Source organism: Corynebacterium uterequi (assembly GCF_001021065.1).
GTDB classification, from domain to species: domain Bacteria; phylum Actinomycetota; class Actinomycetes; order Mycobacteriales; family Mycobacteriaceae; genus Corynebacterium; species Corynebacterium uterequi.
This window is the reverse complement of record NZ_CP011546.1, coordinates 496,488-523,399: the sequence shown is the minus strand read 5'-3', so window position 1 is coordinate 523,399 and position 26,912 is coordinate 496,488. Positions and strand designations below refer to the sequence as shown.

Genomic DNA, 26,912 nt, shown 5'->3' with positions numbered 1-26,912 from the left:
GCCTACTCGCTGGGGGAAAACAATGTTGTTCTCATTGTAGCCAGTGCCTCGTTAGCGTCGGCAGTGACCAGCCAGGGCGAATGCCACGATCGCTGCGCTAGCGCCTGGTAGGCGGCGAAGGTGCGTTCCTGAAGCCCGGCGTCGCGCTCGTAGGCGTCCCGGGCCCGGGTGGCGTCCGCCTGCTCGCGCCCGCGGGCTCGACGACGCGCCTCCACCGGGTCGGTGGCCAGCAGGATCTGCAGGTCCGGCTCCGGCAGCCCGAGGCGGGAGAACTCCAACTCGGCCACCCAGTCGGCGGCCGCTTGGTCGCCGGTGCGGGCCCACGTGTACGCCGCGTTCGACGCGACGTAGCGGTCCAGCACCAGCACCTCCGGGGAGCCGACATAGGCCTCGAGCAGGTCCCGGGCGCCGTGGCGGTCCAGGGCGAACAGGGTCGCCATGGCGTAGGCCGAGTCGGTGAGATCCCCCATCCGGCCGTGCAACGCCTCCTGGGCGAGCTGGGCGTGGATGGACTGCTCATACCGGGGGAAGGACAACCGTCGCGCCCCCAGGGGTGCTGTGAGGCGCTCTACGAGGGTGTTCTTGCCGGCGCCGTCAATGCCCTCGACCGTGACGATCATTAGTAGCGGTAGTGCTCGGGCTTGAAGGGGCCGGCAACGTCGACGCCGATGTACTCCGCCTGCACCTTGGTCAGCTCAGTGAGCTGGCCACCGAGGGCCTCCACGTGGATGCGGGCGACCTTCTCATCGAGGTGCTTGGGCAGCCGGTAGACCTCGTTGTCGTACTCCTCGGACTTCGTGAACAACTCGATCTGCGCGATGGTCTGGTCGGCAAACGAGTTGCTCATGACGAAGCTGGGGTGGCCGGTGGCGTTACCCAGGTTGAGCAGGCGACCCTCGGAGAGCACGATGATGGACCGGCCATTGGGCAGGGTGAACTCGTCCACCTGCGGCTTGATGGTGGTGCGGGTGACGTCGTCGCGGTGCAGCAGCGAGTGCATGTCGATCTCGTTGTCGAAGTGGCCGATGTTGCCGAGCACCGCGTGGTCCTTCATCTTCAGCATCTGCTCGAAGGAGATGATGTCTCGGTTGCCGGTAGCGGTGATGACGATGTCCGCCTGGGCGATGAAGTCGTCGACGGTGACGACGTCGAAGCCTTCCATCATCGCCTGCAGGGCGTTGATCGGGTCCACCTCGGTAACAGAGACGTTGGCGCCCTGGCCCTTGAGCGCCTCCGCGACGCCCTTGCCGACGTCGCCGTAGCCGCACACCAGTGCGTGCTTGCCGCCGATGAGCATGTCCGTGCCGCGGTTAAGACCGTCGATGACGGAGTGGCGGGTGCCGTACTTGTTGTCGAACTTGCTCTTCGTGACGGCGTCGTTGACGTTCATCGCCGGGAAGGGCAGCACTCCGGCCTGCGCGAAGTGGTACAGCCGGTGCACGCCCGTGGTGGTCTCCTCGGTCACGCCTCGCACGCTGTCCGCGGTGGCGGTGAACTTGCCCGGCTGCTCGGCCAGGACGGTGCGCAGCATCCCGTAGAAGGCGATCTCCTCGTCGGAGGCCCCCTCCGGGGTGGCAGGAACGGCACCGGCGGTTTCGAACTCGGTGCCCTTGATGACGGCCATGGTGGCGTCGCCACCGTCGTCGAGGATCATGTTGGGGTACACGCCCTCGCCCCAGGAGAAGATCTTATTGACGCACCACCAGTACTCATCCAGGGTTTCGCCCTTCCACGCGAACACCGGCACGCCCTGCGGGTTCTCCGGGGTGCCGTGCTTGCCCACGACGACTGCCGCCGCCGCCGGGTCCTCGGTGGAGAAGATGTTGCACGACGCCCAGCGGACCTCGGCGCCCAGGGCGGTGAGGGTCTCGATGAGCACCGCGGTCTGCGTCGTCATGTGAATGGAGCCGGCGATGCGCGCGCCGGCGAGCGGCTGCTCGTCGGCGAACTCCTCACGAAGCGCCATCAACCCCGGCATCTCGTGTTCGGCGAGGCGGATCTGATGCCGGCCCGCCTCATGCAGGGAGAGATCGGCAACCTTGTAGTCGAAGGGGGTGGTCATAGTGGGAAAACTAACTCCTTGATGATCGGTGGGCAGGCCACGGGCCTTAAGGGACAACCCTAGCTGAGGGCTTCGAGGAACTGTTCGACGTCGTGCTCGTCGGCCACCTGATCCAGCACCGCGGCCGCCGCGGCGGACAGCTGCTCGTCGACGGTGCCGGACAGCCCCGTGATGAAGCGGTGCTCCTCGGCGACGTCGCCGGCGCTAAACGGCGCGCCCGCCCAGATCGCCGCGATCGTCGCGGCCGCCAAACCGACGAGTCGCTCCTCTTCGGTGGGGTCGTCGCCGGCGAGCAGGCACGCGTCGCGGACTGCATCCACCACCTCGTCGTCGCTCAGCTCGTCCAGCTCGACGAGGAAGTCCTCGTTCACATCCTCGGCGAAGATCGCCGAATCCCAGGTGCTCATCCCTCAATCTCCTTGTAGGTATGTTTCTTTTCAGTATGCGCCCCGCGGGGTTGAGCGCGGGCATGGAAACCGACTGGCGCCTCTGATACGTTGTTTCCTAACTGTTACCAGACCCCGAGAGAAGGTGCGTCGGACGATGAAGAAGGACCAGGCCAAGGCCTCGATCTTCCTAGTCGGTGGGCTGGTCGCGGCTGCTGTCATTGCCGCCGTCGTGTGGTGGGCCACCGCTCCCGATAGCCCCTCCCCCGCCGGCGCGTCCCTGGTCAGCGCCACCTCCTCGCCGTCCGAGCGAGCCACCGCCGCGGAGCGGACGAGCAGCACCGACGCCGCGCCGGAGCAGCCCGCGACGTCCGGCGCTCACGCCCCGCTGGCAGAACCCAAGCCCGAGGCCTGGCACCGCCGCGTATGGGGCAACCGGAGCGAAAACATCGCCGGCTTCGTCTCCGCGGACAACCGCCCTGCGCCTCGCCCCGCGCCCCGGCCGGAGCCGAACCAGCCGGCGCCGGCCCAGCCGGGTGGGGTAACCCCGGCCGACGACGGCACCCCGGAGCCCACCCCCGGTTCGGTGACGCCGACGCCGGGTATCGGCGGGCCCGAGCTCGTCACCGAACCGAGCACCATCCCGTCGGACGCGGTGAGCCCGACCAGCCAGGTGGAGCCCACCCGCGCCGCGGAGCCCTCGGCACCCACGCCGGCTGAGGAGCCGGCGAGCGTCGACGAGCCCGCCGCCGAGTAGGGGCCGTCAGCTAGGCCGTCGTCACGAAGACCTCGGCGCCCTGCTCGCCGCCGGTGACCACGACGTCGCCGTCGGCGGCCGGCACCCACACGGCGTCGGCCGGGGCGATGGTGAGCCGCTCGCCGGCGGCATCCTCGCACACAGCCTCACCCGCGGTGCACACCGCGATGAGGGCGCCGTCGACGCGCAGGCGCCGGCTCTCCCCCGCGGCGAGGCGGTGGCGGGCGAGGACGAAGTCATCCACCGGCGCCTCGTAGGTGCCGTCGTCGCGCCGGCCGACGCGCACGTCCTGCGTGGCGGAGAAATCGAGCACCCGCACCAGCTCGGGCACGTCCACGTACTTGGCGGTCAGGCCGCCGCGTAGCACGTTGTCCGAATTCGCCATGACCTCCACCCCGAGGCCCTCCAGGTAGGCGTGGAGCTGGCCGGCGTCGGTGAACGCTGCCTCCCCGGGCGCGAGCTCGATGACGTTGAGCAGCATCGCCCCGAGGACCCCGACGTCACCGGGGTAGCGGTCGTTGAGCTCGACCACCACGCGCAGCGCCTGGGCGATCCACTCCGGCAGATCCTCGGCGCCGGCCAGCGCGGCCTCGGCGGCGGCGACGACCTCCGTGATGAGCGCGACGCGAGTGGCCGCGGGGATGGTGATCCACGTGGTGAACAGGGCCCGCAGGTCGTCGTTTTCGTCGCTGCCCTGCAGGATCGGGGCGTAGTGGTTGAGCGCCGGGCAGTTCAACGCGGCGAAGAACTCACGGGTGGCCGCTACCGGGCGGAAGCCGGACAGGGCGCGGAAGGGCGTGAGCGCGACGATGATCTCCGGCTTGTGGTTGCGGTCCCGGTAGTTGCGGTCGCTCGCCGCCACGTCGATGCCCGCGGCGTCCTCCCGGGCGTAGCCCTCCTGCGCCTGCTGAAGCGACGGGTGGGCCTGCAGGCTCAGCGGTTCGCCGGCGGCGAGCAGCTTGACGAGGAACGGCAGCTCCGCCCCGAAGCGTTCGATGAGGCGCTCGCCGAGGGCCGCCGTGGGGTCGTCGGCGATGAGCTCGCCCAACGGCCGCCCGTCGACGGTCGCCGGGGCACCCGGGTGGGCGCCGTACCACAGCTCGGCTTCCGGCCTCGGCGATGGGCTCTCGGCGCCGCGGAGGTCCGCGAGGAGGGTCCTCGACCCCCACGGGTAGTTGCGCATGGTCCCGGTGAGCAGCTCCACGAACGTCGTCCTTTACGTGCTTAGTTCTTCTGGATCATAGGTGGGTGCGGCGAGGGCTCTGGTTACCAGCCGCAGCGCGGTCTCCGCGTCTCGTACCGGCTGGGCTACGCACCCGTCGGGCACCGGCACCGCGAAGGAATTGGCCACCGGGGGCTCTTTAGCCGCCCACACAATAAACGTCAACGGTAGCAAATCGTGGGGGCCGTCAAGAAAGGGATCGTGGAAAAGAGCGTCCACCGTGCCCACGCCGGCGCGCTCCGCGGCGGCCGGCAGATCGGCGGCGTCGACGAAGCCGCTCGGCATGCCCTGGGCGTTCCAGATGGCGGCGGCGAGACGTGCGACGGCCGCGGCGATGGGACCGCCGTCCTCGGTGGCGGTGTGCACGACCGTGCCGCCCCGGGTGGCGGCGGCGAGCTGGCGGCCGGGGTTGATGCTCGCGTCGCGCTGTGGGGACAGCAGCTCCAAGTCGGCGTCGACGGCGTCGGCGACGGCGGCCAATCGATCCCCGGCGAGCTCGCCGTGGCCGGTGACGGCGTCGCACACCACGAGCACGGTGGCGATGGCGCGGGCTGGCGACGTCCCCGACACGGTCGGTAGCGCCGGAACGGCAACGACGGTGCCGGCGTCGGCGGCGTCGGCGATGTCTCCTACCATCGGCCCCCGGGCGGGACCGGCCACGACGACGCGGGCGCCGCGGCGGGCCGCGGTGAGCAGAGCCTGCGCCACGGCCGGGTCGTCGCCACGGTCGGTGAGGACCACGACGACGTCAAGCGCGCCCACGTAGGCGGGCAGCTGCGCGACCACCACGATCGGCACCGCCAGCGGCGAACGCAGCTGCACCGCCACCGCGGCACTAACTCGCACGAGGTAGTCCGGGGCGAGGATGACCACGCTGCGCGGCACGCCGCCCACCGCCGCCGCGATGTCGCCGGCCGCGGCGGCAACCGTGCGCAGCTGGGCGCCCTCGTGGGCGACGTCGAAGAAGCGGACGGTTTCCGCGTCGTAGCGGGACCCGTCGAAGTACTCGCCACCGGTCATGGTGGGCCTACTTCCGCACGACGGCGAGGACGTCGGCCACCAGGGCGTCGACCTCCTTACGCGTCGGGGCTTCGACGTTGAGGCGTAGCAGCGGCTCCGTGTTCGATCCACGCAGGTTGAACCACGCCTTCGTGCCCTTAAGCTCCACGGTGACCCCGTCGAGGCGGTCCGTCGACTCGATGCGGTCGGCGAAGGCGTCGAGCACCTCCTGGGTGGCGGCCGCCTGGTCCGCGACGGTGGAGTTGATCTCGCCGGAGGCCTCGTAGCGCTCGAAGGAGGCCATCAGCTCCGACAGCGGCTCCTGCGTGGAGCCCAGCGCCGCAAGGACGTGCATGGCCGCCAGGAGGCCGGAGTCCGCGTTGAAGAACGTGGCGAAGTAGTAGTGGGCGGAGTGCTCGCCGCCGAACACGGCCTGCCGCTCGGCCATGGTGGCCTTGATGAAGGAGTGGCCGACGCGGGTGCGCACCGGCGTTCCGCCCTCCTCGGCGATGATCTCGGGCACCGCCTTTGACGTGATGAGGTTGTGGATGATCGTCGCCCCCGGGTGCTCGGCGAGGTGCCGCTTCGCGACCAAGGCGGTGATCGCCGACGGGGAGACGGGGTTGCCGCGCTCGTCGATGACGAAGCAGCGGTCCGCGTCGCCGTCGAAGGCCAGGCCGATGTCTGCGCCCTCGGCGACCACGAACTTCTGCAGATCCACCAGGTTCGCCGGGTCCAGGGGGTTGGCCTCATGGTTGGGGAAAGTGCCGTCGAGCTCGAAATACAGCGGCCGGATGTCCAGCGGCAGGCCGTCGAACACAGCCGGGATCGTCAGCCCCGCCATGCCGTTGGCGGCGTCGACCGCCACCACGAGCGGGCGGTTGGCGCTGAGATCGACCAGATTGCGCAGGTAGGCGCCGTAGCCGGCGAGGACGTCGCGTTCGCTGAGGGTGCCCGGTTCGCCGTCGTAACCCGCGATACCGTCGATGAGCGCCTGGGTGATCTCTGCCAGCCCGGAATCCTGGCTCACCGGCTTCGCTCCCGCCCGGCACAGCTTGATGCCGTTGTACTTCGCCGGATTGTGCGACGCGGTGAACATCGCGCCGGCGCAGCCGAGCTCCCCGGAGGCGTAGTACAGCTCATCCGTGGAGGTCAGCCCCAGCAGGACGGCGTCGAGCCCCTGGGCGGTGACCCCTTCGGCGAAGGCCCGCGCCAGCTCGGGCGACGACGGCCGCATGTCGTAGCCCACCGCCACCTGCGTCTCACCCTCGCCGCGCAGGATGCGGGCGTAGGCGGCACCGATGTCGGCCACGAGGGCGGCGTCGATGGTGTCGCCGACGACGCCACGGACGTCGTACGCCTTGATAACGCTCGCCAGGGACTCGGCGGTACGGGAAACGGTCACGGGGCATCAGGCCTTTCACAACGAAAACGGTCTAGGTTATGCCCCTGAAGCCTACCGCCACGCCCGGCCTGGTTAGCGCAACTGCGGGGCTAACTTGAGCCTTTCGGCTCATCTTCACGCACCACATGCAGGTGGGAGCGGCGCCGACGGTTGTCCGCCGCCACCCGCTTCGTGCGCAACACCGGGTGCTCGGAGGTCAGCGGGTCGGCCGGGTCGGCCAACGTGTGCGGGTTCGGCCGGTCGATGGGGTCCGCGCCGGCCGGGTAGTCCGCGTCCACGAGCCCGCTCGTGACCCGCCCGGCCACCCGGACCGCCTCGGCGAGGGCGATGAGGTCCTCGTCGTCGTCGATCTCGATGTCTTCCACGCGCACCAGATCCCAGCCCAGCGGGGCGGTGATCCGCCCGGCGTGGCGTTCGCACAGGTCCCAGGCGTGCGGCTCCTTCACCGCCGCCAGCGGCCCGACGACGGCTGTCGACTCGGCATAGGCGTACGTCAAGGTGGCGACGGCGGGTTTGCCGCAGCCTGGTCGGGAACAACGTCGATACTGAGCCACGCCTGTTACTGTAACGCCTGCGTCAAACACCGCGATCGGCGCCCGGGCCGCGGCGTGGCGTGACCGCTCCCGCGAGCGAGCCGGCCTAGGGTGAGGGGCGTGCATGTGAGAGCTTTTCGAGACCGCCACGGCCGCGGGCCCCGCGGGCCGATCTTCCCCCACGCCATTCCGCGGGCGAGGACGCGTTCGGAGCGCTTCGACATGGCCGTGCTCGACGCCTACGCGCCGATCGTGCAACGCTTCAGCGACGAACTGGCACACCTGGACTTAGCGGTGGACATGATCCCGCGGATGCGGCTCAACCCGGCGTCGACGGTGCTGTCCGACGACATCGTCGCCGACGGTCCGGTGCCGCTCGGGCGGCTGTTCGCCGCGGGGATTGACTCGGCAGGCCGGCCGACGCGCGCCCGGCTGGTGGTGTTTCGGCAGCCGGTCGAGGCCCGCTGCGAGAACCCAGAGGAGCGCGCCACCCTGCTGCGCCACGTGCTCAGCGTGTTGGTGGCGCAGCACCTCAACCTCAGCCCACGAGACGTGGACCCCTACTTCGAGGACTAGCAGCTAGCCGATGTCGCGGCGCAGGCGGCGACGTTCCCGGTCGGTCAGCCCGCCCCACACACCAAAGCGCTGGTCGTGCTCCAGGGCGAATTCCAGGCATTCGTCACGCACCGCGCAGGCCTGGCAGATTCGCTTTGCTTCCCGGGTGGATCCGCCCTTTTCGGGAAAGAAGGCCTCCGGGTCGGTTTGGGCGCACAGCGCCTGATCTTGCCAGTCCTGCTCGACCGCGCTGAACAGCTCGTCCAGCGCCATGTTGAGCACCGTCCCATCACGGAGAACGGCGTTGTTAGCCGTGTCGTCCACGCCAGTTCTCCTTTTCTCATGCACTGAAAGTGGTCCCCCGTGGGGCCCCGCTGCCCGCAGGATCGCCCTCCCCTGACCCGGCGCCGGGGAGCTGGGGCGCACTCGATTCTCACTTGTGTGCGATTTAACCGGTGGGTACTAAATGGCGTCAACCTATGCGCGAGAAGTTCAGCTTTTTATCAGAAAAGTGGCAGGCCACAGTCACTTTCAGTCCCACCAGTCACTGGAGTTTCAGGGCGGGGGCATTTAGCGGGGGTACTACATGTAGACATAATGAAGGCCCCCGCCACAAGGGTGGGGGCCGGGGACGGCGTCGCTGCGAAGCGAGGACTACGAGTCCGAGGAGAACCTGATTCCCGTGTCCGGGATGTCCACGCCCGGCCACACGCGCATCCCGTCGCGCAGCTCGCACCGCGCGCCGATCTTCGCCCCTTCGCCGATAACGCAATCGCTGATCCGCGCATTAGCGCCGATCTTCGCCCCGGCGGCGATGATGGAATCCCGGATCATCGCGCCCGGCTCCACCGTCACCCCATCCATGATGACCGAGCCATCAATGCGCGACCCGGCGCCGATCTCCGCGCCTCGCCCGACGCACGTGCCGCCCAGCAGCAACACGCCGCCGGCCACACCCGCCGACTCGTCGACGATCGCCTCGCCCGTGCGCCCCGCCAGCAACGGCGAGTGCGCGATACCTCGAACCAGGTCGGCTGAGCCTTGCACGAAGTCATCCGGGCGGCCCATGTCGCGCCAATAGGAGGCGTCCACGTGGCCGACGAACTTCCGGCCAGCCTCCAGGATCTGCGGGAACGTCTCCCGCTCCACCGACACCACCCGGCCCGCCGGGATAGCCTCGATCAACTCGCGGCGGAAAACGTAGCAGCCGGCGTTGATCTGATCGGTCGGCGGATCCTCCGTCTTCTCCAGGAAGGCGACCACGTTGCCGTCGGCGTCCGTCGGCACGCAGCCATAGGCCCGCGGGTCCGGCACCCGCACCAGGTGCATCGTGAGATCCGCGTCCTTGTCCCGATGCGTCGTCAACACCGCGTTGATGTCCGTATCGCCGAGAACGTCGCCGTTAAACACCAGCACCGTATCCGCGCGCAGCCGATCGTAGACATTGCGGATCGCGCCGCCCGTACCCAGCGCTTCCTGCTCGACGACGTACTCGATCTCCAAACCCATGTCGGAGCCGTCACCGAAATACTCCTCGAACACCTCCGCCTTGAACGACGTCCCCAGCACCACATGGGTGATCCCCGCCGCCTTGATGCGTGACAGCAGGTGCTTGAGGAACGGGTAGTTCGCGGTGGGCAACATCGGCTTCGGTGTATTCACGGTCAGCGGACGCAGGCGCGTACCGCGACCGCCCACCAGGATGACCGCGTCGGTGCTGCCGGCAATCGGCATGGAGGACATGGTTCGTCAACCTCACTTCGACGTAGATTATGAAGAACTACCCCTACTAAGCTACGCAGTCGACGCCGCCGCGGGGGTATTTCCCACGCGTGTACAGGAAACTCACCGATCACCTACGGGGAATTGGTCGCGTCAGCAGCCACGCCCGGGCCCGCAACCCCGCCCACAGCAGCGCTCGCAGCGGCCACTCCGCCCACCCCGGGTGACGATCCGCCTGGAAGCGGTAGGCGCTGCGATGATGCGCCGGCACCATCGACGCCGCCCGAGGCTTCGTCGAATGGCCCTGCTCGTGCCGGATCCGCGCCGCCGGCGTATAGACGTTGAGATACCCCGCCCGGCCAAAGCGATCCCCCAGATCCACGTCTTCGAGGTACATGAAATAGCGTTCGTCGAACCCGCCGACGGCGCTAAACGCCTCCCGTCGCACCGCCAGGCACGAACCCGACAGCCACCCCGCCTCGCGTTCGACGTCCATCACCGCATCCGCCCGGTACCGGCGCGTCCACGGGTTGCCGGGCCACACCTTCGACCACAACGCATGGCCCACCCCCGTGGCCACCGACGGCACCCGGCGCGCCGACGGGTACGTCGACCCGTCTGCCTCCACGATCCTTGGCCCTGCCGACGCCGCCTGCGGGTACCGCTCAAACACCTCGACGAGGGCGTCGATGGCCCCCGGCTCGAAAACGACGTCTGGGTTGGCGAGGATGAGGACGTCGCCGGCGCCCGCGCCCGCATGGCGCACCCCGGCGTTCATCGCCGCGCCGTAGCCCACATTGCCGCCCCCGCTGAGCAGCTCCACCCGGTCATCGGCAGCGGCAGCCGCCTCCGGGGCGCCGTCGGTGGAGCCGTTATCCACCACGATCACCCGCACCGGGCCCGCGTAGGCACCCGCCAGCGAATCGAGAAACGCCGCCAGGTGCCGGCCCGGGGAATACGTCACGGTCACCACAGTCACAGGGGTTGAAAGCTTCACAACCTCCGGATGCTACCGGCGCCACGGCAGGGAGGTTAACTCACAAACGCCGGGCAGTGTCCTACAATTTCTCGGTAAGAACAGCCGGATAGTTTTGGAGGCACGCGCCCGTGTCAACCCCGCATCGCCAGGTACGCGCCATTCAGAGCCCGCCCTACCGCGCCGCCTTCGGCCCCCAACTCGGTGGCCGAGGGCTGAAATCAGCCCTCGTTATCGCCTCCAGCCTCGTGATCCTGCTCTCCGGCGCTGGCTACGCGGCAGTGGGAAAGCTCGGCAACGATATCACCTCCGCCAGCGGGCTTGACCTCGGCGCCGATGCCCCCGGCGACGACGACAACGCCACCGATATCCTCCTCGTCGGCCGCGATACCCGCGCCGCCGCCAACGGTGACTCCCTCAGCGCGGAGGAACTCCAAAAGCTCCACGTCGGCGACGACATCGCCGTGCAAAACACCGACACCCTCATGGTCGTGCGCATCCCCGACAACGGCGGCCAGGCCACGGCGGTCTCCATCCCCCGCGACACGTACATCGACCACCCGGAGTTCGGCCACCTCAAGATCAACGCGGTCTACAACAGCTACCGGGTCGCCAAGCTCGACGAACTCTCCGCCACCCTCGACCCCACCAGTGTGCGCGCCGAGTACGAGGCGATGCAGGCCGGCCGCTCCGGTCTCCTCGACGCCATCCACAGCCTCACCGGCGTGCAGATCGACCACTACGCGGAGGTGGGGCTGTCGGGATTCGCGGCGCTCGTCGACGCCGTCGGTGGCGTGGAAGTCTGTCTCAACGCCGCCGTCAGCGACCCCTACTCCGGCGCCGACTTCCCCGCCGGCGTCCAAACCCTCGACGGCTACGAAGCGCTGGCCTTCGTGCGGCAAAGACACGGCCTGCCCAACGGCGACTTCGACCGCATGACCCGTCAGCAGGCGGTCCTCGCCTCCATGGCGGACACCGTGTTGTCCACCGGCACCCTCACCAACCCGCAGCGCCTCGCCGACATGTCCCAGGCCATCCGCCAATCGGTGGCCCTGGACCAAGGCTGGGACCTCATGAGCTTCGCCACCCAGCTCAGCGACCTGGCCAGCTCCGACATCCACTTCGCCACCATCCCCGTCACCGCCACCGACGGCGTCGGCGACAACGGCGAATCCGTGGTCACCGTCGACGTCTCCGCCGTCCACGAGTTCTTCCGCAGCGGCGCCACCGGCCAGCCCACCTCCCCCGCCTCGCAGACGAGCTACCAACTCGCCCCCGACGAGCCCATCAGCGACGCACTCGCCGCCGTCGAGGTTCACGTCCTCAACGCCGGCAGCACCGACGGACTCGCCGCCGGAGTGGGCGGCTGGCTCGGCGAGCAGGGGCTCACCGTCACCACCGTGGGCAACGCCACCCCGGGGGCGTACTTCAGCTCACAGATCGTCGCCTCCGACTCCTCCGACCCGGCGGCGCTGGAACTCTCCGAGCTCCTGGGTGGGCTCCCCATCACCGAGGCCGAGGGCGTCGACGGCGTCCTCATCGTCGTCACCGCCGACAACTTCACCGGCCCCACCGCGGGCGAATCCGTGGCCATCGCCCCCATGGCGGTGACCACCCCGATGATCGGCGTCGGCGGCTCCACGCCCACCTGCATTAACTAAAAAACGCCACAGGATATATACAGTGGGCGCCATGCAGCTACTCGCCCACCTCCTCGCCGCCGACCCGGCCACCCCGCGCTTGACCGTCTACAACGACGCCGCCTCGGTGCGGATGGACTTCTCTGCCCAGACGCTGGACAACTGGGCGTCGAAGATCGCCAACCTCCTGTTGGAGGAACTGGAGCTGTTCCCCGACGGCGACGCGATGGTCGTCATCGACCTCCCGCCCAGCTGGCAGGCCGCGGTCATCGCCCTCGGCGCGCTGACCGCCCGGGTGCCGTACACGGTTAACGCCTCCCGCGACACCCCGGTGGCGGCGGTGTTCACCACCGTCGAGGGCTGCGCGCGGTGGGCGAACGCCGGCGTCGACGTCCTCGCGCTCACCGACGACCCCTTCGGCCGCGGCGTCGAGGAAACCGGCCTCGCGCTGCCGCCCGGGGTGATCGACTTCGGCCCCATCGTGCGCTTCTACGGCGATTACTACTATGGTGACGCCCCGGCACTGCCCGATGTGGTCGCCCCAGACGGCGCGGCGCGGCGCCTGCTCAGCCTCGGGTGGCGTGACGACGCCGACTTCGCCGAGCGGGTCCTGCGCCCGCTAGCCGCCGGCGGGTCCTGCGTCGTGGTCGTCCCGCCGGCATCGACGCAGCGCATCGACGCTATCGCCGCCGCAGAGAAGGCCACCGAGCGGCTGCTGTAGCCGCGGCGAGCCGGGCCAGGGTGTAGAGCAGCGCGCCCGCTTCTCGCAGGTAGTGCTTGGCCCGGTTGCCACGGGGCGTCGCCGCGGGCACAACGCGGGCGGAAAGGCCCAGGTGGCGCGCCCACAGCCGCGTCCGGAGAGCGTGAAAGTCGCTGGTGACGATGATCCACCGCGTCGTGCCTGTCGCGAGCCGGGCCGCGTGGTCGAGGTTGTCCTTCGTGTCCGTGGCCGCGGGTTCGCAGAGTATCCGGGCGGGGTCGACGCCGTGGTGGCGGAGCCAGTCGCTCATGACCTCGGCCTCACCGCGGCCGCTCACGACGACGCGCAGGTCCGGGTGCTGCTCAAGCACGCCCAGCGCCCGGCGCAGCCGCGACTCCAACACGGCCCGCGGCTGGCCGTCGGCGACCTGGCAGCCGAGCACGACGACGGTATCCACGCCGTGCGGGTTGTCCTAGTGTTCGCCGAGGAGGCGTTCGCGCAGCGCGTCGTCCTTGGCGGCGACCTCCTCGGCCATCCGCGCCTGGTAGCTGGCCATCGCGGCGGTGAGGCGGTCGTCGCCGGCGCCGAGGATCCGCACGGCCAGCAGGCCGGCGTTCTTCGCCCCGCCGATGGACACCGTCGCCACCGGCACGCCGCCGGGCATCTGGACGATGGACAGCAGGGAGTCGAGCCCGTCGAGGTCCTTGAGCGCCCGGGGGATGCCGATGACGGGCAGCGGGGTGGCCGCCGCGACCATTCCGGGCAGGTGGGCGGCGCCGCCGGCACACGCGATGATGACCTTCAGGCCGCGTTCGTGGGCGCTGGTGGCGTAGGACAGCATCTTCTGCGGGGTGCGGTGCGCGGACACCACCCCCACCTCGAAGGGAACGCCGAATTCGGTGAGGACCTCCGCGGCCGGGGCGACGGTGTCCCAGTCCGAATCGGATCCCATGATGAGGCCTACGAGAGGGGTCATGCTTGCTCCTTGGTGCTAGAGTCCGTCCAGCCGTCCGGCCAGACGCCGGTGACGAGGAAGTCAGCGGCCCGGCGGGCGGCGACGCGAGTGCGCTCCGGGTCGTCGCCGCTGAGGTTGACGTGGCCGAGCTTGCGCCCGGCGCGGTAGGTCTTACCGTACAGGTGGATCTTGGCCTGCGGGTAGCGTTGCCACACCTGCCGGCAGCGCTCATAGACGCCTAAGTCGGGCTGCTCCGGGGCGCCGAGGGTGTTTGCCATGACGGTCACCGCGGCGGTGGGGGCGGTATCGCCGAGCGGCAGGTCGAGCACCGCTCGCAGGTGCTGCTCGAACTGGCTGGTCACGGAGCCATCCTGCGTCCAATGGCCGGTGTTGTGCGGGCGCATGGCCAGCTCGTTGACGGCGAACGCGGCGTGGCCGGCATCGTCGCGGTAGGCGAACATCTCCACGGCGAGCACCCCCGTGACGTCGAGGTCGGTGGCCACCGCGGCGGCCAGGCTCAGCAGGTAGTCGGCTTCCTCCGAGCTTACCGACGGCGCCGGGGCGACGGCCTCGACGCACACCCCGCCGGCTTGCACGGACTCGGTCACCGGCCAGGCGCGCACCTCGCCGCTGGGCCGCCGGGCGACGAGCAGGGACAGTTCCCGCTCGAAGGCGATCTTGCGTTCGGCCATGAGCGGCACCCCGCGCCCGAGCAGGTCCTCGACGAGGTCCGCCAGCTCCTCGGCGGTATCGGGGAACCACACGCCCTTGCCGTCGTAGCCGCCGCGCCGCGCCTTGAGGCACACGTGGCCGTCGACGCGCTCGAAGAACGAAAGGGCGTCGGCAACACTGTCCACGGCCGCGAAATCCGGCACCGGCACCCCCAGCTCGCTGAGGCGGGTGCGCTGGACGAGCTTGTCCTGGGCGTGGATGAGGGCGTGGGGGCGCGGCTGCACATTGACGCCGTCGGCGATGAGGGCGTCAAGGTGCTCGTTGGGCACGTGTTCGTGGTCGAAGGTGACAGCGTCGGCGCCGGCGGCGACGGCGCGCAGGTCGGCGAGGTCACGGTAGTCGCCGAGGGCCACGTCCGCGCACACTTGGGCGGCGGAGGCGTCGTCGGCGCCGGCGAGCAGCCGCACGGAGGCGCCGAGTTCGATCGCCTCCGTTTGCATCATGCGGGCTAGTTGGCCATCGCCAACGACGGCGACGACGGGCATTCCGGGGGCGTGGGCGGCGTCATTTCTCACGGGTGCCTACTATACGCGGGACTCGATGAGCTGGGCAGTCCGCTTCGCCCGCGGCACGTCGGGGACGAACAGCGGTCGGTCGAGGCCGTAGACGGCGATGGACAATCCCGAGCGGTGCTTGCGCACCGAGTGGATCTGGGCCAGCGGGATGATGTCCGCCCGCGCCCCGAAACGCGGCGGGCGCAGGATGAGCCGGCGGTTGGTGAGGATGATCCGCTGGCGGCGTGCCCTGAGCAACGGCAGCGCGAAGCGCCACGTGCCGAGCCCCGTCCACAGCGCGACGAGGGCGGCGCGCACCGCCGGGTCGAAGGACATCGTCGTGGGGTTGTCAACGAAGCCGATGGCCATCCACACCACCCCGGTGATGGCGAGGAACTCCAGCAGCGGGAAGACCATGACGGACGCCGGGGCGGTGTAGTCCAGGCGGACGAACTCCCCGTCGAGCAGGGCCGGTAGTCTCACTGCGACCACCCGCGCAGGTGGGTGACGTCCCCGGCGGAGAACCACTGCCCGTCGATGGCGATGCGACCGTCGTCGGCGACGGCCTGCGCCACCCCGATTACCTCGCCCTGCGGGGTGTCCACCCGCACGTGGCGGCCCAGGGTGAGGCAGGCGTCGCGGTAGTCGGCGAGCAGGCGGGCGTCGCCGGCCCGCCACTGGGCTAGGCGCTCGGCGACTCCGGTGAGCACGTCGACGGCCAGGCGCGTGGGGTCGACCTCGACGCCCTCCACGAGCAGCGACGTCGCGTGGGGAACCGGCAGGTGGGCGGCGGGCATGGCGGTATTGAGGCCGAAGCCGACGACGACGTGGAAACCCCCGTCGACCGCCGCCGCCTCGGCGAGCACCCCGCACAGCTTCCGGCCGGACACTAACACATCGTTCGGCCACTTCAGCCCAGCCTGCGGCAGGTAAGCCGTGATGGCGTCGACGATGCCCACGCCCACGGCTAGCGGCAACGTCCCCAGGCGGCCGGCGTCGGCCGCCGGCACCACCAGCGACAGCGACGCGGCGAGCTGCTCCCCAGCCGGGCTGGTCCACGCGCGCCCCAACCGGCCGCGGGCGGCGGTCTGCTCCCCGGCGAGGAGTGCGACCGCGTCTCGCGGGCCGGCGGCCAGCAGGTCGGCGTTGGTGGACCCCGTCGAGTCCACCCAATCCACCTGGGCGAAGGGCCGTGGCGTGAGCTCGGCGCGGAGCAGCTGATAATCGATCACGCTCACCACTGTAGAACACCGCGTGTCCTACACTGTCTGGCATGACTGCCGCACCCGACCCCGCCACGACCGCCGGCAAGCTGGCCGACCTGCGGGCACGCCTCGCCGAGGCGGCCGCCCCGCTCGGCGAGCAGGCCATCGCCGACGCTCACGCCGCCGGACGACGCACCGCCCGGGAACGCGTCGTCGAGCTGCTCGATGACGCCAGTTTCGTCGAAACGGACGCCCTCGCCCGCCACCGGGTCACCGACTTCAAGCTGGACCGCACCCGGCCCGCCACCGACGGCGTGGTCACCGGCTACGGCACCATCGACGGCCGGCGGGTGTGCGTGTATTCCCACGACGACACCATCTTCGACGGGGCCGTTGGCGAGGTCACGGCCGACAAGATCGCCAAGGTGTACGAGCTCGCCGCCAAGACCGGGGTGCCGCTGATCTCCGTGCACGCCGGCACCGGCACCCGTGCGGTGGAGGGCCTGGCCGCCCTCACCGCCTACGGGCGCTTGCTGCGCGCCGCCACCGAGGCGTCCGGCCTGGTGCCGCAGATCGCACTCATCGCTGGGGACACCACCGGGCTGGCGGCGCTGGCGCCGCAGCTCGCCGACGTCGTCATCCGCGTCGACAACACGGCCGCAGACGCGCTCACGGCCGATCTTCACTGCCGCACCGACGCCGAAGGCATCGACCTCGCCCGCCGCCTCGTCGGCTACCTGCCCGTCAACAACCTCGCCGAGGCCCCGCGGCCCGACGACCCCGCCGGCCCCACGCCCGAAGCACAAGCCGCCCTCAACGCCGTGCTGCCCGACGACCCGGCCGGCACCTATGACGTCACCGACGTCCTCGCCGGCATTGTCGACGCCGCCAGCCTGCTCGAACTCCGCGCCGAAGGCCACCGCCTGCGCACCTTCCTCGCCCGGATCGCGGGGCGGGCCGTCGGCGTCATCGCCTCCGACGGCGCACACCTCACCGCGGCCGGGATGACCAACGCCGCCCGCTTCCTCCGCTTCTGCGATTCCTTTAATATCCCGCTGGTGTTCGTCGTCGACTCGCCCGGTGTCGCCGACCCCGGCCACGGCCGCGCCGTCGCCCAGCTCGCCTTCGCCCTCGCCGACGCCACCGTCGGCACGCTCAGCCTCGTCACGCGCAGCGCCCTCGGCCCGGCGTTCCTCGCCCTGGGGTCGAAGGCCCTCGGCGCCGACTTCGCCTTCGCGTGGCCCACTGCGCAGATCGCCGCGCACGACGCCGACACCGCCGCCGCCCTGCTGCCCGTCACCGCCGCCGACTGGGCTGCGGAGCACCTCACCGCCTACGTGGCAGCCGAAACCGGCGTCGTCGACGCGGTCATCGAACCGGCCCACACCCGCGATCACCTCGCCGAGGCCCTGCGCCTGCTCGACCGCAAGGTCGTGGCCACCCGCCCGAAGAAGCACGGCAACCTACCGCTCTAACCCCGCCGGAGGACTCACCATGGCTGAACTGACCCTTGAGATCCTCGGCGGGCGCCCCACCGCCGCCGAGGTCGCCGCCCTCACCGACGTGCTCACGCGCCTGCGCGACCAGGCCTGTGCCCGCGCCGACTACGACCGCAACCGCTGGGGCCGGCCTACCTCGCCCTACCAGCGCGGCACCGTGTTCAACCCCAACGCCTACCGGGCCTGGTGACGGCCGATGCGCCCTAGGATCGTTCTCGCCTCCCAATCCCCCTCCCGGCTCGCGGTGCTCACCGCCGCCGGCGTCACCCCACTCGTCGCGCCGGCCGACGTCGACGAACGCGCCATCGAAGCGCAGTACGACTCCCCGCGGGACGTCGTCGAGGCACTCGCCGTCGCGAAGGCGTCGGCGGTGGCGGCGGCCTTCCCCAACGACGTCATCATCGGCGGCGACTCCATGCTGCTCATCGACGGCCAGCTGCACGGCAAGCCGTACACCGCCGCGGAGACGGTACGACGCTGGCACGCCCAAGCCGGCCGCGCCGGGGAGCTTCTGACCGGGCATTGCCTTATATATCGCGGATCGTCGTTCATCGACACCGGCCGCACGACGGTCCACTTCGCCGACGCCACCGCGGCCGACATCGACGCCTACGCGGCCACCGGGGAGCCGTTCGGCTGCGCGGGCGCGTTCACACTGGAAGCGCTCGGCGGCTGGTTCATCGACCGCATCGAGGGCGACCCCTCCGGGGTCATCGGGCTGTCGCTGCCCGTGGTCCGCCGTGGCCTGTACGCCCTGGGATTCACCGTCAGCGACTTCTGGTCGGCTTCCGACGACGGCTAGAGTGGGCGCGTATGGCCCCCTCACGTAATCTCCTCGCCCCCGAACCGATCCTCCTGCCCGCCGACCCGGCCGCGGCCGCCGGCGCCGACCTGACCCTCCCCGAGACCCTCGCCGAGTACCCGGCGTCGCCGCTGGCATGGGCGACGCACGCCGAGGCCCGGCTCGCCGGAGCCAACAGCGCCGAGGATCGGATCGTCGCCTACGCCTTCGCCCGCACCGCGTACCACCGGTCGCTGGATCGCCTGCGCGCCAACGGGTGGAAGGGCTTCGGCCCGGTGCCCGCCAGCCACGAGCCGAACCAGGGTGTGCTGCGCGCCATCGCCGCGCTGGCCCAGGCATCGCAGGCGATCGGCGACACCGCGGAGTACGACCGCTGCCGCGACATGCTCGTCGACGCCGACCCGGCGGCGGTCGACGCCCTGCTGTAGCGAGCGCTGTACCTAGCGCGCCTCGACGCGGCGGATCGCCTCCGCCGCCACCTTCTGCTGGATGCCCATGTCCAATTCGGAGGTGAAGCCCACGCAGGAGCAGTTGATCTCGCCGAGCACGTAGGTGTCGGAGCCGTCCTCGGCGTCGTCGAGCATGAAGTCGGCGGTCCAGATCAGCGGCACGTCGCCCTGCTCGCCGAGGTTCTCGGCGATGACCGGGCGCGCCTTTTCGAACATGTCGAGCAGCTCCGGCCACTCCTCCGGCTTGTTGTAGGTGTACTTCGCCCCGGAGAACAAGGTGGCGGAGAAGGAATCCCCACCCTCGGCCGGCTTCTTGTGCACGATGAACACCGGGTCCGGGCCGACGAGGAGGATGCGGATCTCGCCCTCGACGATGCGCGGCATGAAACGCATGTCGACGAGCATGCCGTTGTCGCCGATAATGTACTGGTCGCAGAAGTCCATGAACTCGCCGAGGGTGTAGTCGTGGGTCTTGTTATCCACGGCCTCGGTGCACTTCAGCGCGGTGTCGAGCGGCAGGGCGGTGCCCGGGGTGACGGTCTCGGCCAGCTCGGCGTCGGCCAGCCGCACCCGCCAGATGCCCTCGCCGGTGGAACCACGATTCTGCTTGAGCACCCGCTCGCCGTAGGACAGCGACGTCGGGAACGTCTCGTGGAACTGCTCCACCTCGTAGTAGGCGGCGGTGTCCTCCGGGACCAACGGGGTCTGGTTGAGCTTGACCAGGGCGTCCTTGGCGCCGTAGGCCATCATGTCCGCCGGGGTGGACATGCCCACCAGGCCGGCGTCGGCGAGCTTGGTCAGCAGCTCGAAGTAGCCCTTCTCGCCGCCGGGGATGGTGCCGGGGTTGACGCGGGAAATATACGCGTCGAACTCGGTGGAGACCCGATCGAAGATCTCCGCGGCGTTGTCCGGATGGTAGTAGACGACCTCAGAATGCCAGCCGGCGTCGATAATGGCGTTGACAATCGGCATGGTGTCCTTGCGGTGGCCGTCGGGCCCCTTGTCAGACCCGCCCTCTACTTCGAAGACAACAATTGCTTTGTGCATTGAGCTGCTACCTTTCGGTCGGTGTGGTGCATGTGCGATCACATCAGCAATGCCCAGGTTAGGCGACCACAACGCCGCGTCGAACACCTCCACCCCCGATGTGGTGCGGAACACGATTCAGCCCCTCGCGTGATGAATTAGCGCCCCGGCCGGTACAGTCAACGATAACCGCCGCGACACATCAAGGATTACCGACGTGAGCCTTTCCACCGACCCTGCCTCCGATCAAGCCCACTACGCCCACCCGAACAAAATCGTCACCCCCTCGTGGCTGTCCGCCCGGCTCGGGACGTCCGGCCTGCGGGTCGTCGAATCCGACGAAGACACCATGCTTTACAACATCGGCCACATCCCCGGGGCGGTGAGCATCGACTGGGCCCGGGACCTCAACGACCCCGTCACCCGCGACTTCATCGACGGCGAACGCTTCGCCGCGCTCATGAAGGCCAAGGGCATCTCCCGCGACGACACCGTCGTCATCTACGGCGACACCGCCAACTGGTGGGCCGCCTATACCCTGTGGGTCTTCGAGCTCTTCGGCCACCCCGACGTCCGCCTCCTCGACGGCGGCCGCGACGCCTGGATGGCGGAGGAACGCGACACCTCCTTCGACCTACCCATGTACCCACCCACCGAGTACCCCGTCGTCGAACGGGCCGACGCCGACCTGCGCGCCTTCTACCACGAAGTCCGCGGCGCCATCGGCAGCGACGTCCAGATCGTCGACGCCCGCGACCACGCCGACTACGCCGGCACCCGCGCCCCCGTCTTCACCGCCAAGGGCAGCTACGAAATGCAACGCCCCGGCCACATCCCCGGCGCGATCAACATCCCCTGGGAACACGCCACCCAGCCCAACGCCTACTTCCTCAGCGCCGCCGACACCGCCGCGTACTTCAGCCAGCTCGACACCCGCCGGCCGGTCATTGTCTACTGCTTCCTCGGCGCCCGCAGTGCCCACACCTGGTTCATCCTGCGCTACCTCCTCGGCTTTACCGACGTCCGCGTGTACGACGGCTCCTGGACCGAATGGGGCAACCTTGTCCAAGCGCCTATCGAACGCGAGCTTTGCTAGTCTGTGACGGTTAGCGAACCCCGGCTGGAAGGTCTTGATTCGTGACCACTCAGGTCTCACCGATCACTAAAATTCTCGTGGCAAACCGGGGGGAGATCGCCCTGCGCATCATGCGCACCGCGCGCGACCTCGGCATCGACACCGTCGCCGTCTACGCGGGCTCCGACGCCGACGCCCCCTTCGTCAACTACGCCGACGAAGCCTTCCACCTGCCCGGCGACCTGCCGGGGCGCGCCTACCTCGACGTCGACGCCATCATCGCCCTCGCCCAGCGCTGCGGCGCCGACGCCATCCACCCCGGCTACGGATTCCTCTCCGAAAACGCCGACGCCGCCCGCCGCGTCGCCGACGCCGGCCTCATCTGGATCGGTCCCACCCCGGAGGCCATCGCCGCCCTCGGCGACAAGGTCACCGCCCGCCGCGTCGCCGCCAGCGTCGACGCCCCCATGGCACCTGGCTCCTCCACCTCGTCCACCGACGCCGACACCGCCCTCGCCTTCGCCGACGCCCACGGCCTGCCCATCGCCATCAAGGCCGCCTACGGCGGCGGCGGCCGCGGCATGAAGGTCGCCCACTCCCGCGAGGAGATCCCCGAGCTCTTCGCCTCCGCCGTCCGCGAGGCCACCGCCGCCTTCGGCCGCGGCGACTGCTTCGTCGAACGCTACCTCGACCGCGCCCGCCACGTCGAAGCCCAAGTCCTCGCCGACACCCACGGCAACGTCGCCGTCGTCGGCACCCGCGACTGCACCATCCAGCGCCGCTTCCAAAAGCTCGTCGAGGAAGCACCCGCGCCCTTCCTCACCGACGCCCAGCGCGACCGCATCCACGCCTCCGCGCGCGACATCTGCCGCGCCGCCGGCTACGTCGGCGCCGGGACCGTCGAATACCTCGTCACCCCCGACGGCCTCGTCTCCTTCCTGGAGGTCAACACGCGCCTGCAGGTCGAACACCCCGTCACCGAGGAAACCACCGGCCTCGACCTCGTCGCCGAACAGATCCGCATCGCCGAAGGCCGGACCCTCGACCTCCCCGACACTCCCGCCACCCGCGGCCACAGCCTGGAATTCCGCATCAACGGCGAAGACCCCGCCCTCGGCTTCCTGCCCGCGCCGGGCCAGGTCACCCACTACCACGAGCCCGCCGGCCCCGGCGTGCGCGTCGACTCCGGTGTGCGCCCCGGCAGCACCGTCGACGGCAACTTCGACTCCCTGCTCGCCAAACTCATCATCACCGGCGCCACCCGCGAGCAGGCCATCGCCCGCGCCCGGCGTGCCCTTGCCGAATTCCGCATCGAGGGCCTACCCACCGTCGTCGACTTCCACCGCGCCTTGCTCGACGACCCCGCCTTCCTCAACGGCGCCACCCACACCCGCTGGCTCGACGACGACTGGGACAACACCCTCACCGCCTACACCGGCGATGACACCGCCGATTCCGCCGATTCCGCCCCGTGGCGCGAACGCTTCGTCGCCGAAATCGACGGCCGACGAGTCGAGGTTGCCCTACCCGCCGGATTCGGCCTCGCCACCACCCGCCCGGCCAGTAGGCGTCGCCCCCGCGCCACCGCCGTCGCCCACAGCGACGACGTCACCTCACCCATGCAAGCGACCATCGTCGCCTGCCACGTCACCGAAGGCAGCACCGTCACCGAGGGCGAAACCCTGCTGGTCCTGGAGGCAATGAAGATGGAAACCCCCGTCGTCGCGCACAAAACCGGCACCGTCACCAACCTCGACGCCGCCCCCGGAAGCCAAGTGAGCAAGAACCAGCGGCTGCTCACCATCGCCGACAACGCCTAGTTAAGGAAGCGCAACACAGCCCGATACATGTGACCGAGGACATATAATCGAAGGCATGTCGCGTCCCACCACAACCTACCGCGGTGATAACCGCGCCCTCACCGGCTTCATCCTCGGCCTGCTCACCTTCTGGCTCTTCGCCCAGACCCTCCTCAACACCGGCCCCAGCATCGCCGAAGAACTAGGCATGTCCGCGCCGACGATGACCACCGCCATCGCCCTATCCTCCCTCCTGTCCGGCATGCTCATCGTCGCCTGGGGCGGACTGGCCGACAACCTCGGGCGCGTCCGCATCTTCACCCTCGGCTGCCTCCTCAACATCATCGGCTGCCTCCTGCTCGCCGTCGCCGCCGGAGCCCTCGCCGTCCCCCTCTTCCTCCTCGGCCGCATCCTCCAAGGCATGTCCATCGGCGCCATCATGCCCTCCTCCATGGCGCTGCTCGGCGCCTACTGGGATGGCGACGACCGCGAACGCGCCTCCTCCCTCTGGGCGTTCGGCACCTTCGGCGGCTCCGGACTCGCCTCCATCGTCGGCGGCGTCCTCGCTAACTCCGCCGTCGGCTGGCGCGGCACCTTCCTCCTCTCGGCCGCCTTCTCCCTCGCCGCCATCCTCCTCACCCGGCACATCCCCGAATCCCGCGCCAACACCACCACCAACCAGCGCTTCGACATCCCCGGCGTCATCACCCTCGCCATCGGACTCCTCGCCCTCCAACTCCTCATCACCCGAGGCTCCACCTGGGGCTGGGCCTCCACCGCCACCATCCTCGCCGCCGTCGCCGCCGCCGGCCTCCTCGCCGCCTTCTTCACCGTCGAACGACGCTCCCCCAACCCACTCGTGCGACTCGGCGTCTTCCGCAACCGCGGATTCACCGCCGCCACCATCTCCAACTTCCTCGTCAACCTCTCCGTCGGCATCATCCCCCTCACCCTCTGGGCCCTCCAACAAGGCCACCACCTCAGCACCGCCACCGCCGGCTACCTCACCCTCGCCTACCCCATCGTCCTCATCCTCTTCCTCAAAATCTCCGTCAACGCCATCCACACACTCGGCGCAAAAATGACCATGGCCGCCGGCCCCGGTGCCCTCGCCGTCGCCACCGTCCTCATGAGCCTCACCTTCCTGCCCTCCACCGTCTACTACGTCCTCGTCGTCATCGGATTCGGACTCTTCGGCGCCGGCCTCGCCCTCTACGCCACCCCCTCCATCTCCATGGCCCTCTCCGAACTCCCCGCCGACCAAACCGGCGCCGGATCCGGCGTCTACAAAATGGCATCCTCCCTCGGCGGCGGCATCGGCGTCGCCATCTCCGGCTCCGTCTACACCGCCATCGCCACCACCGGCAACCCCCTCGACGCCGCCCGCATCGGCCTCTACGTCAATATCGCCTTCCTCGTCGCAGCCTGCCTCCTCGTGCTCACTATGCTCGGAAAGAAAACATCAACCCGCTAAACCCGAAAGGAAACACCCATGACCAGCCTCTACAGCGCCGCCGTCGCCTACCTCGACGACACGCGCACTGCCCGTGAGGAACTCTACAAGTGGTTCCACCAGAACCCGGAGCTGTCGATGCAGGAAGAAGGCACCGTGCAGCGCATCCTCGCCGAGCTCGACGACGCCGGCGTGCCCGGCCAGCGTGTGGGGCACGGCGTCGTCGCCGTCCTCACCAATGGTGACGGCCCCACCGTCGCCATGCGGGCGGACTTCGACGCCCTGCCGGTCAAAGAAGACAGCGGCGTCGACTACGCCTCCACCGCCACCCAGGTCTCCGAGCGGACCGGCACGGAAGTACCCGTCGCGCACATGTGCGGCCACGACTTCCACACCACCTGGCTGATCAGCACCGTCCGCTTCCTGGCAACCCACCGCGAGCTGTGGTCCGGCACCTTCGAAGCCGTCTTCCAGCCCGCCGAAGAAACCGCCGAGGGTGGCAAAGACCTCGTCGCCCACGGCATCACGGACGCCATGCCCACCCCGGACATCATGCTCGGCCAACACGTCATGGGCGTCCTGCCCATGGGCACGGTCGCGACCAACGCGGGCGTCTCCTTCTCCACGGCGTCCACCATCAAGGTCACGCTGCGCGGTACCGGATCGCACGGCTCCATGCCCGAAAAGTCCGTCGACCCGATTGTGCTCGCCGCGAACGTCATCATGAACCTGCAAACCATCGTGTCGCGGGAAATCAAACCCCAAGAAATGGCCGTCGTCACGGTCGGCGCGATCCACGGCGGCGCGAAGTCCAACATCATCCCCAGCGAAGTCGTCCTCGACCTCAACACCCGCTGCTACTCCGCCGAGGTCCAAGAGCAGCTCCACGGCGCCATCGAACGCATCGTCCGCGGCCTGTGCACCGCCGCCCGCGCCCAGGAGCCGCAGTTCGAATACTCCGACCTCTTCCCGCTGCTCGTCAACGACCCGGACGTCACCCACCGCGTCACGGAATCCTTCAAGGAGCTGCTCGGCGACGACGCCACCGGCTCCTACGACCCGTTCGCCGGCTCCGAGGACTTCCCCGACGTGCCCAACGCCTTCGACGTCCCCTACACCTTCTGGATCGTCGGCGGATTCCCCGACCCGGCCACCGCACCCGGCAACCACTCCCCCCAATTCGTGCCGCAGCTCGACCCCACCCTCGACCTCGGCACCCGGGCCACCGTCGCCGCCCTGACCCCGTGGCTCGCCAAGGATAACGGCTAGTTATCCACACCAACCCGCCGACCCGGCGGGTTATCCACACCCCGACCCGCGGTCGGCGCGCTTTCCACCCCGGCCGCGAATAGCGTAAGCGGCGTGAGCATCATCGACGAGATCAACGCCCTCCAGCGACGAGGAGTGGACATCCTCCGCGCCGCGCACGAGGCCGTTCCCCGCGAACTCGCGGACCTCACGGGAATCCCCCTCGCCGACGCCCGCGCCTGGGTCCGCACCGCCGCCGACCTGCTCGGCGCCACGCGCAATACCCGGCAGCAGGCTGACACACTCGCCGACGCCATCCGCCTCGAGCACTCCGCGGACACGCTGGTAATGATCAACTCCTACGCGCGCCGAGTGAAAGACCCCAGCCGACGCTGGCCACTGCGGCGCGAACTCGCGGCCATCGACGGCGACTACACGACCATCCAGCGCCGCGCCCGTCAGCGCCTCGAAGAACTCAACCGAGCCGCCGAACCAGGCACCGACGACGCGCCTCGCGCCCGTTTCCGCCACGACCATGAACGACGCCGCACAATGCTGAGCCTCAGCGTGCCTCTCGAAACCGGACGCCGGCTGCTCGCCAGCACCCTCGCGCTGATCGACGACCCCCACCCGTCGACCGAGCAGCTCGGCCGCGCCTTCCTCGAACTACTCGAAGGCGACCACGACCTGGGCGACATCACCTACGTGCGCAACCTCATTATCGGCCTCGACGACGCCATCGCCCTAGAACAAGCACGAACAACCGGCGCCGACGCCAGCGACATCCTCCTCGCCTGCGACGACGGCACCACCATGACCGGCGCCGAATACGTCAACGCCACTCTCGCAGAACACGGCTACGTCGGACTATTCTCCGCCGTCGACGGGCCGATCAACCTCTACCACACACGACGCTTCGCCGAATTCAAACAACGCCACCTCGCGATGCTCGAAAACCCGGTATGCCCCTGGCCCGACTGCCACCAACCGGCCATCACCAGCCAGATCAACCACCTCGTCGAGTGGCAACACGGCGGCGGCACCAACCCGGTCAATCTGTGCACTGCCTGCGGATACCACAACGGGGTCAACGGCCTGCCACACCGAGGCCGGCTATTGAGACACCGAGGCAGGGTGTCGTGGCTACCTCCCGGAGGCGGTCCACCACGGCTCAGCGAACACCCGGCCAACCAGCGCGGCGCCATGAACCTGATCTAG

At 69.5% G+C, this 26,912-nt stretch carries 29 protein-coding genes; 13 read left to right on the top strand and 16 right to left on the bottom strand.

From position 1 onward, the window contains the following. Positions 1 to 2: 2 nt before the first annotated feature. Genes CUTER_RS02475 through CUTER_RS02465 form a run of 3 tightly spaced genes read right to left on the bottom strand, consistent with a single transcriptional unit; the run spans position 3 to position 2,469 of the window. Positions 3 to 620, bottom strand: a complete 618-nt coding sequence (locus tag CUTER_RS02475) for a dTMP kinase (RefSeq protein ID WP_047259102.1) — start codon at positions 618 to 620, stop codon at positions 3 to 5. Then, positions 620 to 2,062, bottom strand: a complete 1,443-nt coding sequence (gene ahcY / locus CUTER_RS02470) for an adenosylhomocysteinase (RefSeq protein ID WP_047259101.1) — start codon at positions 2,060 to 2,062, stop codon at positions 620 to 622. The genes CUTER_RS02475 and ahcY overlap by 1 nt, the downstream gene beginning before the upstream one ends. 59 nt (positions 2,063 to 2,121) lie before the next feature. After that, positions 2,122 to 2,469 (bottom strand): DUF4259 domain-containing protein, encoded by a 348-nt coding sequence (locus CUTER_RS02465; protein WP_047259100.1) that lies wholly within the window; start codon positions 2,467 to 2,469, stop codon positions 2,122 to 2,124. 136 nt (positions 2,470 to 2,605) lie between these two features. Between CUTER_RS02465 and CUTER_RS02460 the strand changes: the two genes are divergently transcribed. Next, complete coding sequence (locus CUTER_RS02460) at positions 2,606 to 3,205, top strand: hypothetical protein (protein ID WP_047259099.1); 600 nt, start codon at positions 2,606 to 2,608, stop codon at positions 3,203 to 3,205. A 10-nt stretch (positions 3,206 to 3,215) separates the two neighbouring features. On the opposite strand, the gene manA is transcribed toward CUTER_RS02460, so the two are convergent. The 4 genes from manA to CUTER_RS02440 all read right to left on the bottom strand — a co-directional run bounded on the left by manA (position 3,216) and on the right by CUTER_RS02440 (position 7,385). Continuing rightward, a complete protein-coding gene (gene manA, locus CUTER_RS02455) occupies positions 3,216 to 4,409 on the bottom strand; it encodes a mannose-6-phosphate isomerase, class I (RefSeq protein WP_047259098.1) in 1,194 nt (397 codons plus the stop codon). 12 nt (positions 4,410 to 4,421) lie between these two features. Then, positions 4,422 to 5,447: a hypothetical protein gene (locus CUTER_RS02450; RefSeq protein WP_047259097.1), complete on the bottom strand. Its 1,026-nt coding sequence runs from the start codon at positions 5,445 to 5,447 to the stop codon at positions 4,422 to 4,424. Between the two features lie 7 nt (positions 5,448 to 5,454). Beyond that, complete coding sequence (locus CUTER_RS02445) at positions 5,455 to 6,831, bottom strand: phosphomannomutase/phosphoglucomutase (RefSeq protein ID WP_047259096.1); 1,377 nt, start codon at positions 6,829 to 6,831, stop codon at positions 5,455 to 5,457. Between the two features lie 89 nt (positions 6,832 to 6,920). Beyond that, a complete protein-coding gene (locus CUTER_RS02440) occupies positions 6,921 to 7,385 on the bottom strand; it encodes a DUF3499 domain-containing protein (RefSeq protein ID WP_047259095.1) in 465 nt (154 codons plus the stop codon). Positions 7,386 to 7,484: 99 nt separating this feature from the next. On the opposite strand from CUTER_RS02440, the gene CUTER_RS02435 reads away from it, so the two are divergent. Then, positions 7,485 to 7,940: a metallopeptidase family protein gene (locus CUTER_RS02435; protein WP_047259094.1), complete on the top strand. Its 456-nt coding sequence runs from the start codon at positions 7,485 to 7,487 to the stop codon at positions 7,938 to 7,940. 3 nt (positions 7,941 to 7,943) lie between these two features. On the opposite strand, the gene CUTER_RS02430 is transcribed toward CUTER_RS02435, so the two are convergent. From CUTER_RS02430 to CUTER_RS02420, 3 genes are all read right to left on the bottom strand, one after another. Continuing rightward, entirely contained in the window at positions 7,944 to 8,243 is a 300-nt protein-coding gene (locus CUTER_RS02430; RefSeq protein ID WP_047259093.1) for a WhiB family transcriptional regulator, read from the bottom strand. A gap of 330 nt (positions 8,244 to 8,573) precedes the next feature. Next, positions 8,574 to 9,653 (bottom strand): mannose-1-phosphate guanylyltransferase, encoded by a 1,080-nt coding sequence (gene manB / locus CUTER_RS02425; RefSeq protein ID WP_407919174.1) that lies wholly within the window; start codon positions 9,651 to 9,653, stop codon positions 8,574 to 8,576. A 118-nt stretch (positions 9,654 to 9,771) separates the two neighbouring features. Next, positions 9,772 to 10,638 carry a glycosyltransferase family 2 protein gene (locus CUTER_RS02420; protein ID WP_047259091.1) on the bottom strand — a complete coding sequence of 289 codons (867 nt, stop codon included), beginning with the start codon at positions 10,636 to 10,638 and terminating at the stop codon, positions 9,772 to 9,774. A 110-nt stretch (positions 10,639 to 10,748) separates the two neighbouring features. Between CUTER_RS02420 and CUTER_RS02415 the strand changes: the two genes are divergently transcribed. Together CUTER_RS02415 and CUTER_RS02410 are read left to right on the top strand one after the other, a co-directional pair. Continuing rightward, positions 10,749 to 12,278, top strand: coding sequence for an LCP family protein (locus CUTER_RS02415; RefSeq protein WP_052843990.1), 1,530 nt, complete (start codon positions 10,749 to 10,751; stop codon positions 12,276 to 12,278). A 31-nt stretch (positions 12,279 to 12,309) separates the two neighbouring features. Next, a complete protein-coding gene (locus CUTER_RS02410) occupies positions 12,310 to 12,978 on the top strand; it encodes a TIGR03089 family protein (RefSeq protein ID WP_047260524.1) in 669 nt (222 codons plus the stop codon). Here the strand turns inward: CUTER_RS02410 and CUTER_RS02405 are convergent. The 5 genes from CUTER_RS02405 to CUTER_RS02385 are packed head-to-tail and all read right to left on the bottom strand — an operon-like array spanning position 12,938 to position 16,370. Beyond that, positions 12,938 to 13,414 (bottom strand): YdcF family protein, encoded by a 477-nt coding sequence (locus tag CUTER_RS02405; protein ID WP_047259090.1) that lies wholly within the window; start codon positions 13,412 to 13,414, stop codon positions 12,938 to 12,940. The genes CUTER_RS02410 and CUTER_RS02405 overlap by 41 nt on opposite strands. A gap of 15 nt (positions 13,415 to 13,429) precedes the next feature. Next, positions 13,430 to 13,933, bottom strand: coding sequence for a 5-(carboxyamino)imidazole ribonucleotide mutase (gene purE, locus CUTER_RS02400; RefSeq protein ID WP_047259089.1), 504 nt, complete (start codon positions 13,931 to 13,933; stop codon positions 13,430 to 13,432). Next, positions 13,930 to 15,159 carry a 5-(carboxyamino)imidazole ribonucleotide synthase gene (locus CUTER_RS02395; protein ID WP_269079417.1) on the bottom strand — a complete coding sequence of 410 codons (1,230 nt, stop codon included), beginning with the start codon at positions 15,157 to 15,159 and terminating at the stop codon, positions 13,930 to 13,932. Before CUTER_RS02395 ends, purE begins: the two co-directional genes overlap by 4 nt. Positions 15,160 to 15,168: 9 nt before the next feature. After that, positions 15,169 to 15,621, bottom strand: coding sequence for a hypothetical protein (locus tag CUTER_RS02390; RefSeq protein WP_047259087.1), 453 nt, complete (start codon positions 15,619 to 15,621; stop codon positions 15,169 to 15,171). Continuing rightward, on the bottom strand, positions 15,618 to 16,370 hold the full coding sequence (locus tag CUTER_RS02385) for a biotin--[acetyl-CoA-carboxylase] ligase (protein ID WP_236684749.1): 753 nt from the start codon (positions 16,368 to 16,370) through the stop codon (positions 15,618 to 15,620). The genes CUTER_RS02390 and CUTER_RS02385 overlap by 4 nt, the downstream gene beginning before the upstream one ends. A 41-nt stretch (positions 16,371 to 16,411) precedes the next feature. Here CUTER_RS02385 and CUTER_RS02380 point away from each other — a divergent pair, with 41 nt between their 5' ends. Genes CUTER_RS02380 through CUTER_RS02365 form a run of 4 tightly spaced genes read left to right on the top strand, consistent with a single transcriptional unit; the run spans position 16,412 to position 19,072 of the window. Further along, on the top strand, positions 16,412 to 17,818 hold the full coding sequence (locus tag CUTER_RS02380; protein ID WP_047259086.1) for a carboxyl transferase domain-containing protein: 1,407 nt from the start codon (positions 16,412 to 16,414) through the stop codon (positions 17,816 to 17,818). Positions 17,819 to 17,837: 19 nt separating this feature from the next. Then, on the top strand, positions 17,838 to 18,032 hold the full coding sequence (locus CUTER_RS02375; RefSeq protein ID WP_047259085.1) for an acyl-CoA carboxylase subunit epsilon: 195 nt from the start codon (positions 17,838 to 17,840) through the stop codon (positions 18,030 to 18,032). 6 nt (positions 18,033 to 18,038) lie between these two features. Next, positions 18,039 to 18,644 (top strand): Maf family protein, encoded by a 606-nt coding sequence (locus CUTER_RS02370; protein WP_047259084.1) that lies wholly within the window; start codon positions 18,039 to 18,041, stop codon positions 18,642 to 18,644. An 11-nt stretch (positions 18,645 to 18,655) separates the two neighbouring features. Continuing rightward, positions 18,656 to 19,072 carry a DUF3151 domain-containing protein gene (locus tag CUTER_RS02365; RefSeq protein WP_047259083.1) on the top strand — a complete coding sequence of 139 codons (417 nt, stop codon included), beginning with the start codon at positions 18,656 to 18,658 and terminating at the stop codon, positions 19,070 to 19,072. Positions 19,073 to 19,084: 12 nt separating this feature from the next. Here CUTER_RS02365 and CUTER_RS02360 read toward each other — a convergent pair whose 3' ends face one another. After that, positions 19,085 to 20,140, bottom strand: coding sequence for a Cj0069 family protein (locus tag CUTER_RS02360; RefSeq protein ID WP_047259082.1), 1,056 nt, complete (start codon positions 20,138 to 20,140; stop codon positions 19,085 to 19,087). Positions 20,141 to 20,336: 196 nt separating this feature from the next. Here CUTER_RS02360 and CUTER_RS02355 point away from each other — a divergent pair, with 196 nt between their 5' ends. From CUTER_RS02355 to CUTER_RS02335, 5 genes are all read left to right on the top strand, one after another. After that, a complete protein-coding gene (locus tag CUTER_RS02355; RefSeq protein WP_047259081.1) occupies positions 20,337 to 21,215 on the top strand; it encodes a sulfurtransferase in 879 nt (292 codons plus the stop codon). A gap of 41 nt (positions 21,216 to 21,256) precedes the next feature. After that, positions 21,257 to 23,014, top strand: a complete 1,758-nt coding sequence (locus tag CUTER_RS02350; RefSeq protein ID WP_047259080.1) for an acetyl/propionyl/methylcrotonyl-CoA carboxylase subunit alpha — start codon at positions 21,257 to 21,259, stop codon at positions 23,012 to 23,014. 55 nt (positions 23,015 to 23,069) lie between these two features. Then, a complete protein-coding gene (locus CUTER_RS02345) occupies positions 23,070 to 24,467 on the top strand; it encodes an MFS transporter (RefSeq protein ID WP_047259079.1) in 1,398 nt (465 codons plus the stop codon). An 18-nt stretch (positions 24,468 to 24,485) separates the two neighbouring features. Next, the gene (locus CUTER_RS02340) at positions 24,486 to 25,715 is read left to right on the top strand and encodes an amidohydrolase (protein WP_047259078.1); all 1,230 of its coding nucleotides are present in this window, start codon (positions 24,486 to 24,488) and stop codon (positions 25,713 to 25,715) included. A gap of 93 nt (positions 25,716 to 25,808) precedes the next feature. Then, positions 25,809 to 26,912 carry an HNH endonuclease signature motif containing protein gene (locus tag CUTER_RS02335; protein WP_047259077.1) on the top strand — a complete coding sequence of 368 codons (1,104 nt, stop codon included), beginning with the start codon at positions 25,809 to 25,811 and terminating at the stop codon, positions 26,910 to 26,912.

Bases quoted from the DNA above. Each gene is read 5' to 3' on its own strand.
- CUTER_RS02475 (WP_047259102.1), bottom strand. From the start codon at position 620: ATGATCGTCACGGTCGAGGGCATTGACGGCGCCGGCAAGAACACCCTC.
- ahcY (WP_047259101.1), bottom strand. From the start codon at position 2,062: ATGACCACCCCCTTCGACTACAAGGTTGCCGATCTCTCCCTGCATGAG.
- CUTER_RS02465 (WP_047259100.1), bottom strand. From the start codon at position 2,469: ATGAGCACCTGGGATTCGGCGATCTTCGCCGAGGATGTGAACGAGGAC.
- CUTER_RS02460 (WP_047259099.1), top strand. From the start codon at position 2,606: ATGAAGAAGGACCAGGCCAAGGCCTCGATCTTCCTAGTCGGTGGGCTG.
- CUTER_RS02450 (WP_047259097.1), bottom strand. From the start codon at position 5,447: ATGACCGGTGGCGAGTACTTCGACGGGTCCCGCTACGACGCGGAAACC.
- manB (WP_407919174.1), bottom strand. From the start codon at position 9,653: ATGCCGATTGCCGGCAGCACCGACGCGGTCATCCTGGTGGGCGGTCGC.
- CUTER_RS02410 (WP_047260524.1), top strand. From the start codon at position 12,310: ATGCAGCTACTCGCCCACCTCCTCGCCGCCGACCCGGCCACCCCGCGC.
- purE (WP_047259089.1), bottom strand. From the start codon at position 13,933: ATGACCCCTCTCGTAGGCCTCATCATGGGATCCGATTCGGACTGGGAC.
- CUTER_RS02380 (WP_047259086.1), top strand. From the start codon at position 16,412: ATGACTGCCGCACCCGACCCCGCCACGACCGCCGGCAAGCTGGCCGAC.
- CUTER_RS02375 (WP_047259085.1), top strand. From the start codon at position 17,838: ATGGCTGAACTGACCCTTGAGATCCTCGGCGGGCGCCCCACCGCCGCC.
- CUTER_RS02370 (WP_047259084.1), top strand. From the start codon at position 18,039: ATGCGCCCTAGGATCGTTCTCGCCTCCCAATCCCCCTCCCGGCTCGCG.
- CUTER_RS02365 (WP_047259083.1), top strand. From the start codon at position 18,656: ATGGCCCCCTCACGTAATCTCCTCGCCCCCGAACCGATCCTCCTGCCC.
- CUTER_RS02360 (WP_047259082.1), bottom strand. From the start codon at position 20,140: ATGCACAAAGCAATTGTTGTCTTCGAAGTAGAGGGCGGGTCTGACAAG.
- CUTER_RS02345 (WP_047259079.1), top strand. From the start codon at position 23,070: ATGTCGCGTCCCACCACAACCTACCGCGGTGATAACCGCGCCCTCACC.
- CUTER_RS02340 (WP_047259078.1), top strand. From the start codon at position 24,486: ATGACCAGCCTCTACAGCGCCGCCGTCGCCTACCTCGACGACACGCGC.